At 72.2% G+C, this 7,285-nt stretch carries 6 protein-coding genes; 5 read left to right on the top strand and 1 reads right to left on the bottom strand.

The genetic code is table 11. The features are described from left to right. Window positions 1-28: 28 nt before the first annotated feature. Window positions 29-1,837 carry a gamma-glutamyltransferase family protein gene (locus tag ABZU75_RS44380; protein WP_355568872.1) on the bottom strand — a complete coding sequence of 603 codons (1,809 nt, stop codon included), beginning with the start codon at window positions 1,835-1,837 and terminating at the stop codon, window positions 29-31. A gap of 131 nt (window positions 1,838-1,968) precedes the next feature. Here ABZU75_RS44380 and ABZU75_RS44385 point away from each other — a divergent pair, with 131 nt between their 5' ends. The 5 genes from ABZU75_RS44385 to ABZU75_RS44405 all read left to right on the top strand — a co-directional run bounded on the left by ABZU75_RS44385 (window position 1,969) and on the right by ABZU75_RS44405 (window position 7,220). Beyond that, window positions 1,969-3,096: a sensor histidine kinase gene (locus tag ABZU75_RS44385; RefSeq protein WP_355568875.1), complete on the top strand. Its 1,128-nt coding sequence runs from the start codon at window positions 1,969-1,971 to the stop codon at window positions 3,094-3,096. Next, the gene (locus tag ABZU75_RS44390) at window positions 3,093-3,740 is read left to right on the top strand and encodes a response regulator transcription factor (RefSeq protein WP_355568878.1); all 648 of its coding nucleotides are present in this window, start codon (window positions 3,093-3,095) and stop codon (window positions 3,738-3,740) included. The genes ABZU75_RS44385 and ABZU75_RS44390 overlap by 4 nt, the downstream gene beginning before the upstream one ends. A 93-nt stretch (window positions 3,741-3,833) precedes the next feature. Beyond that, window positions 3,834-4,457, top strand: a complete 624-nt coding sequence (locus ABZU75_RS44395) for a Uma2 family endonuclease (RefSeq protein ID WP_355568881.1) — start codon at window positions 3,834-3,836, stop codon at window positions 4,455-4,457. 210 nt (window positions 4,458-4,667) lie between these two features. After that, entirely contained in the window at window positions 4,668-5,708 is a 1,041-nt protein-coding gene (locus tag ABZU75_RS44400; protein WP_355568887.1) for a sulfite exporter TauE/SafE family protein, read from the top strand. A 99-nt stretch (window positions 5,709-5,807) separates the two neighbouring features. Continuing rightward, window positions 5,808-7,220, top strand: coding sequence for a tetratricopeptide repeat protein (locus ABZU75_RS44405; protein WP_355568884.1), 1,413 nt, complete (start codon window positions 5,808-5,810; stop codon window positions 7,218-7,220). Window positions 7,221-7,285: the final 65 nt, after the last annotated feature.

Here is a 7,285-nt window from a genome sequence, read left to right on the forward strand (position 1 = left end):
GGCCGCGCCGCCGGGCGTCCGCGACCGGCTACCCGCGCTCGTTCACCACCAGCGCGCTGCCACCGCCGCGCCGGGTCGGTTCCGCCACCGCCTGGAGCCTCCCGTGCCGCAGGAACTCCACGGCCGTGGCCGCGCCGATCTCGGGGTTCAGCACGAGGCTGTGCCCCTGGCGCGTGAGCTCGGCGCCGTAGCGATCGATGAACGCCTGCTCGGCCTGGGTCTGGGCGGTGTTGCGCTGCGTGGCCCGGGGGGCGGCGAGCGCCTCGGGCAGCGACATGCCGAAGTCCCAGCGGTTGACCAGGATCTGCAGCACCGTGGTGATGATCGTCGAGCCGCCGGGGGACCCCAGCGCGAGCAGCGGCCGGTCATCGTTCAGGACGATCGTCGGCGCCATCGAGGAGCGGGGGCGCTTGCCCGGCGCGGGCAGGTTCGGGTCGCCGGGGGCGGGGCCGAAGGTGAAGTCGGTCAGCTCGTTGTTGAGCAGGAAGCCCCTGCCCGGGACGACGATGCCGTTGCCGCCGGTCGACTCGATGGTGATGTTGTAGGCGACCACGTTGCCCCACCGGTCCACGACCACCAGGTGCGTGGTCTCCGGCCCCTCCTTCGCCACCTCGGGGGCCGTCTCGCCGGCCTCGGCGGACGGTGCCGCCTGGCACGGCCCGTACATCCCGTCGGGGTCGCCGGGCGCGGCCGGGTGCGGCATCGCCCGCTCGCCGATCAGGCAGGCGCGCTCCTTGGCGAACCCGTCGGAGAGCAGTTCCTTCAGCGGGACGCCGGGGATGTCCCCGACGTACTTGCCCCGGTCGGCGAAGGCGAGCCTGGACGCCTCCAGGTACTCGTGCTCGCCGACCTCGGGCAGGGCCTCAAGGATGTTGAGCGCCTCGCCGACCGTCGAGCCTCCCGAGGACGGCGGCGCCATGCCGTACACGTCCATGCCCTTGTACGTCACCTTCGTGGGCGGCCGTTCGAGCGCCCGGTACGCCTTCAGGTCGGACAGTTCCATCAGCCCCGGCCGCACGTTACGGGTGGATCCGGGGGTGACCGGCGGTTTCTTGACCGTGGCCACGACCTCGGCGCCGAGGGCACCGCCGTACAGCCACTCCCCGCCCAGCCTGCCGAGCCTGCGGTAGGTGTCGGCCAGCTCGGGGTTGCGGAAGGTGGAGCCGACCGGCGGCGGGGCGCCGCCCGGCAGGTAGAGCTTGGCAGTGGAGGTGAAGTCCTTGAAGCGGGCGGCGTTGGCGGCGGTCTGGTCGTAGAAGGTCTGGTCGACCTTGAACCCCCTGGTGGCGACGTCGATCGCGGGTTTCAGCGCCTGGCGCAGCGAGAGCGTGCCGAACCTGCGCAGCGCCAGCTCCCACTGGGCCACGCTGCCGGGCACCCCCGCCGAAAGTCCGCTGGTCACGGCGTCGTCGAACGGGATGCCCTCCAGGGATGCCGGGCCCATCGCCTTCGGCGCGGCCTCCCGGCCGTCGATGGTGTGGACCTTCTTGCGGCGCGCGTCGTAGTAGACGATGAACCCTCCGCCGGCCAGTCCCGCGGAGTAGGGCTCGGTCACGCCCAGGGTGGCGGCCGCGGCGACCGCGGCGTCCATGGCGTTGCCGCCCTCGCGCAACACGCCCAGCGCGGCCTTGCTGGCGTCGAGGTCGACGGTCGAGACCGCACCACCGGACCCCTCGGCGACGGGTTTCTTCTCCACCTGCGACACCGGTGGAGACACCGCGGAGGGGAACAGCACGGATGGGGACAGCGTGGGTGGAGACGCCAGCGCGGGCTGGACAAGCAGTAAGGAACTTCCCACCAAGATCCCCGCCAGGGGGGTGATGCGACGACTGATCATGATGACCTCCCGCAGACAGCTTGACTCAGCCGGTGACCCTTGTCAGCCCCTTCCCTCCCCCAAAGGGTGTAGTGCCACATACATCACTGAAGGGACGCAAACGCCGCGAAAGCGCACGTAAAGTGCTGAGCGTGCGTGCCAAATCCCGGTGGATCGACCTCCTCCTCCCACTGTTAGTGGGGGCTCTCCAGGTCATGGGCACCCGCAGCGTGCAGTGGTTGCAGGTCCACGACACCGGCATGCTCCGCGTCCCGCTCGATCCACCGGGATACGCGCTACTGCTGGCCGGGCCGCTGGCCCTGGCCGTCCGGCGCCGCCACCCGGCGCTCAGCGTGGCCGTCGCGGTGGGCTCGACCCTGCTCTTCATCGCCCTCGGCTACGCCTACGGCCCGGTCTTCCTCAGCCCGATCATCGCGTTCTACCTCGCCGTGGTCGGCGGCCACCGGCGGGTGGCCCTGCCGCTGTGGGGCCTGGCCTACGTGTTCTTCGTGGTCTACACGTCCTGGTTCGCCCCGGCGCTCTCTCCGGGATGGTTCCACAACCTCGCGATGGCCGCGCTGATGGGCCTGGTACTGGCGGTGGCGGAGTTCTCCCGGGCCAGGAACGAGCGGCAGGCCGAGCACGAACGGGTGGAGCGGGAGGAGGTGCGGCGGCAGGCCAGCGAGGAGCGGCTGACCATGGCGCAGGAGTTGCACGACGTGCTCGCGCACAACATCTCCCTCATCCACGTCCAGGCCTCCACCGCGCTGCACCTCATCGAGGACCACCCCGAGCAGGCACGGACCGCGCTCACCACGATCAAACAGGCGTCCAAGGACGTGCTGACCGAGATGCGCTCGGTGCTCAACGTGCTCCGCGACGGCGCGCCCCGCTCCCCGACCGCCGGGCTGGACCGGCTCGACGAACTCATCGAGCGCAGCGGGCCGCGGGTCGTCAAGAACGTCACCGGCGAGGTCAGGCCGCTGCCTCCCGGGGTCGACCGGGCCGGTTACCGCATCGTTCAGGAGGCCCTGACCAACGTCACCAGGCACGCCCCGGGCGCCTCGGTCACGGTCGCCCTCGACTACGGCCCCCGCGCACTGACCCTTCGGGTCACCGACTCGGGCGGCAACGCCCCCGGAGAGAATCTCGGCAGCGGCAACGGCGTCCCCGGCATGCGGGAACGGGCCTCGGCCCTCGGGGGAACGCTGACCGCCGCACACCATGGAAGAGGCTTCCGCGTCGAGGCCCGGCTGCCGATCCCGGAGGAGTCCGAATGATCAAGATTGTCCTCGCCGACGACCAGGCCCTCGTCAGGGCGGGGTTCCGGGCCCTGCTGGACGCACAGCTGGGGATGACCGTGGTGGCCGAGGCCGGCGACGGGTCCCAGGCCCTGCGACTGGCCGCCGAGCATGAGCCGGACGTGGTCCTGATGGACATCCGCATGCCCGGCATGGACGGGCTGACCGCCACCAGGAAGATGCCTCCCGGGCCGAAGATCATCATCTTGACCACCTTCGAGCTCGACGAGTACGTCTTCGAGGCCCTCCGCAACGGCGCCAGCGGCTTCCTGGTCAAGGACACCGAACCGGCCGAGCTCATCCAGGCCGTCCGGGTGGTGGCCGGAGGCGACGCGCTGCTCTCCCCCAGCGTGACCCGCCGCCTGATCGCCGAGTACGCCAGCCGCGCCAAGGAGCCGCACCGCAGCCGCGATCTCGACCTGCTCACCGACCGTGAGCGCGAGGTCCTCGCCCTGGTCGGCACCGGGATGACCAACGACGAGATCGCCGGCAAGCTCTTCATGAGCCCCGCCACCGCCAAGACCCACGTCAGCCGGACCATGATGAAACTCCACGCCCGCGACCGCGCCCAGCTCGTCGTCATCGCCTACGAATCCGGCCTCGTCCGCCCCGGCTGGGTCTGACGGCTCAGATCCCGGTAAAGGCTCCCGCCCGCTCGACCCACTTGCGATACTCAGCGTGTTCACCAGAACACGAAGGGACATATCTTCATGGTCATGACATCGCGACGGAGCCATGCCCACCTGCGCCCCTCCCCCGAGACCTCGTCCCAGCCCCTGCCAGGTACGGCGCGCGAGCTCTTCGACGCGCTGCCGCAGCTCCCCGGGCTGCGGACCGAGATCATCGACGGGAGACTGATAGTGAGCCCAGTGGGCACCCCCGAGCACAGCTGGCTAGCCATGCTGCTCGCTTACGAGCTACATCCGCTGATCATGAGAAATGGTTGGCGTTCGTACACGGGAAACGTAGACGTCTGCATCGACGGACCTCGCGACCCCGTCGAGCCCGACTTCGTGCTGGCCCAGGTCGACTGCCCGCGCTGGGGCGCCCGTGAGCTGCTCTCCTCCGGCCTGCTCATGGTGGCCGAGATCGTGTCGCCGGGAAGCGTCATCGACGACCGCGACCGCAAGCCCGACATCTACGCCTCCGGTGGCGTCCCGGTGATGCTCCTCATCGACCCGGTGGCCACCCCCGCCACCGTGACGGTCCTCAGCGACCCCAAGGAGGGGGCGTACCGGACCTCCACCCGGGTCGAGATGGGCTCGCACCTGCACATCCCGGAACCGGTCGACTTCACCCTCGACACGTCGATCTTCGCGACCGCCCAGGGCACACTGTGACGGACGGCAGGGATCGGCTCGGGTGTCGCGTCCCCGGCGGCAGGAAACGGGACGTCCGGTAAGGGCGACATAAGCGCTGGGTAAGGAAATGTCACTGTCGGTTGACCTCCGGCGGGATTAGGTTTACTCCGTGGGGATCTGGAGTGGTACCGGAGACATCCGCTGAGCGCGGGGGCGGCCACGCTGTTCGCCGGAGGGCTCGCCGCGGGGCTGGTGGCGGGCACCACCTCGTGCGCGGCCGTGCAGGGCGGCCTGCTCACCGGACTCTCCTCCGGCGGCCGATCGGCCTGCTCCGGCGGGCTCGCCGCGAAGCCGTCGAACCTGGCGGCCGTCGCGCTCTTCCTGGCCGGGCGCTTCGGCTCCCACGTGGCGGCCGGGGCACTGCTCGGGCTGGCGGGGTCCGCCGTACAGCTGGGTCCCCAGCTCAGGGCCGCACTGCTCGTCGTGGCCGGGATCGCGGTCATGATCTTCGGAATCCGCACGTTCGGCCGCGAGCGGGACCGCGGCCCCGGACCGGACGGACGCGGCTGCGAACACCCGCCGGAAAGCGGCGAGCCGGACGGTGGCCACGGACCCGACGGACCCGACGAGGCCGCGGACGGGCGCGCCTCCTGGCGCGGCGCCGTCTCCCGGATAACCGCTCCCGCGCCCAGGGCGGTGGCGCTGGGCGCGGCGACGGTCCTGCTGCCGTGCGGGGTGACGCTCAGCGTCGAGATGGTGGCGGTGTCCAGCGGGTCGGCATCGGGCGGGGCCGCGGTGATGGCGGGGTTCGTGGCCGGGACGGCGCCGGCGTTCGCACTGCTCGGACTCATCCTGCGGCGGGCCGCCGCCACCAGGCTGGCGGCGCTGGCGGGGGTCGTCGCGCTGGCGGCGGGCCTGTGGACCGTCTCCTCGGGGCTGCGCCTGGGAGGCTGGCTCCCCGGATCCGGCGGCCCGGCACTGGCTGCGGGCCACCCCGCGCCGGCGACGGACGGCCCGGCGGGAACTGCCACGCGCACCGGCGGCGTGCAGCGGATCGAGATCTGGGCCACCCGCGGCGGCTACCGTCCCGGCGTGGTGACCGCCCGCGCGGGAGTGCCCACCGAACTCGTCTTCCACCTGGGGGGCGATCCCGGCTGCACCCGGACGCTCACCATCGACGGCCGCGACGTGGCGCTCCCCGCCACCGTGCGGCTCGGCGCACGGGACGCGGGTTCCCTGCATTACAGCTGCTCGATGGGAATGTACGTGGGGTTCGTGAAATTCGTCTGAGCCGGACGCGAGACGGAACTCCAGGATTACCCTCCGCGATCGAGCGGTTACATGGCACCCTGTGATCTGTCGGCTGCGTGCCGTCGGCAAGGAGGGGACATGGGGTGGTGGCCTGACGACCCGGAGGCGAGCGCGGGGCTGATACCCACCCCCCGGAGCACTGAGCACGAGAACGACACGGACGGCGAGACGGAGCTGCTGCTCTCCGCGCACGGCGGTGACGTGCAGGCCGCCCATCTGCTCGGCCGCCACTTCGCGCAGCGGGGCGACCGCTCGGCGGCGCGGCACTGGTGGGAGCGCGCGGCGGCCGCGGGCAACCTCGACAGCGCCTACAACCTGGGCGTCTGGCACGAGAAGCACGGCACCCCCGCGGAGGCCGCGAGGTGGTACGAGCTGGCGGCCGACGCCGGCGACGTCGAGGCCGCGGTGAACCTGGCGACGCTCCTGCTCGACCAGCACGGCGACGCCCCGGCTGCCCGGCGGTGGTACGAGACGGCGGCCAGGGCGGGCTCCCGTGCCGCGGCCAGGAGGCTCGCGCTGCTCTGCGAGGACGCCGGCGAGACGAAGTCCGCCGGGGAGTGGCACCGCAGGGCCGCGATGGACGGCGATCTGGCCTCGGCCCACGACCTGGGGTTCCTCGCCTACGCCTCCGGCGAGGACGACGAGACGCTGCGCTGGTGGGAGCTGGCCGCCCGGGGCGGTCACGCCGACGCGGCCTACCACCTCGGCCTTTTCCTGCAGGCCAACCGCGATCCGGAGGGGGCGGAGGCGTTCTACCGGCTGGCCGCCAGGAACGAGCACCCCGGAGCCGCGTCCCAGCTCGGCGGGATCGCGCTCTCCCTCGGCGACCTGCGCACCGCCCGCGCCTGGTTCGAGCGGGCCGCCTGCACCGGCAGGATCGACGACCAGCGGACCGCGGGGTTCGTGTGCGTGGAGATGAGCGACGCGCGGGGGGCCAGCCACTGGTTCAGCCGGGCCGCGGCGGGTGGCGATCCGGAGGCCGCTTTCAATTTCGGCCTGCTGCTCATCGCCGAGCACAGTGACCTGCGGGGCGGGCAGCACTGGTTCCGTCAGGCGGCACAGGCCGGGCATCACAGGGCCGCGGTCGAGCTGGCCGCGCTGCTGTCGGCCGCGGGGTTCTCCCGTGAGGCGGAGCGGTGGCTCGCCGATCCACCGTCCCCGCTCTGGGATCGGAGCACCGAGCCCGAGCTCGTCGCCCGCGCCGAGCTGGCCGCGGCCGCCGTGGTCCGGCGAGGCGGCACCCCGCTGAGGATCGGCGACCTGACCGAGCTCCTCGGCACCTGGGATCTCGTCACCCGGCCACTGCGCGACCACACGGACGTCACGGCCTGGCTGACCGAGCGGAGCGGGCTGCTGCCGGACGCGATCGAGCACCTGGCGGCCATCCGGGCCGCGCTGCTCCGCCCCGGCGGTGCTCCCTGGCCGGCCCCGGCGGAGGTCGAGCAGGCCCTGGTCACCGCCCGTGCCCTGCGCTCCGGCTGGTCCCCATGACCGATACGGCGACCGATGCGGCGACCGATGCCGTGCGGCCCGCGTCCCACCCGGGTGGGACGCGG

The sequence above is a fragment of the Streptosporangium sp. NPDC005286 genome (assembly GCF_040607515.1).
Classification (GTDB): domain Bacteria; phylum Actinomycetota; class Actinomycetes; order Streptosporangiales; family Streptosporangiaceae; genus Streptosporangium.

Bases quoted from the DNA above. Each gene is read 5' to 3' on its own strand.
- ABZU75_RS44380 (WP_355568872.1), bottom strand. From the start codon at position 1,837: ATGATCAGTCGTCGCATCACCCCCCTGGCGGGGATCTTGGTGGGAAGT.
- ABZU75_RS44390 (WP_355568878.1), top strand. From the start codon at position 3,093: ATGATCAAGATTGTCCTCGCCGACGACCAGGCCCTCGTCAGGGCGGGG.
- ABZU75_RS44395 (WP_355568881.1), top strand. From the start codon at position 3,834: ATGACATCGCGACGGAGCCATGCCCACCTGCGCCCCTCCCCCGAGACC.
- ABZU75_RS44405 (WP_355568884.1), top strand. From the start codon at position 5,808: ATGGGGTGGTGGCCTGACGACCCGGAGGCGAGCGCGGGGCTGATACCC.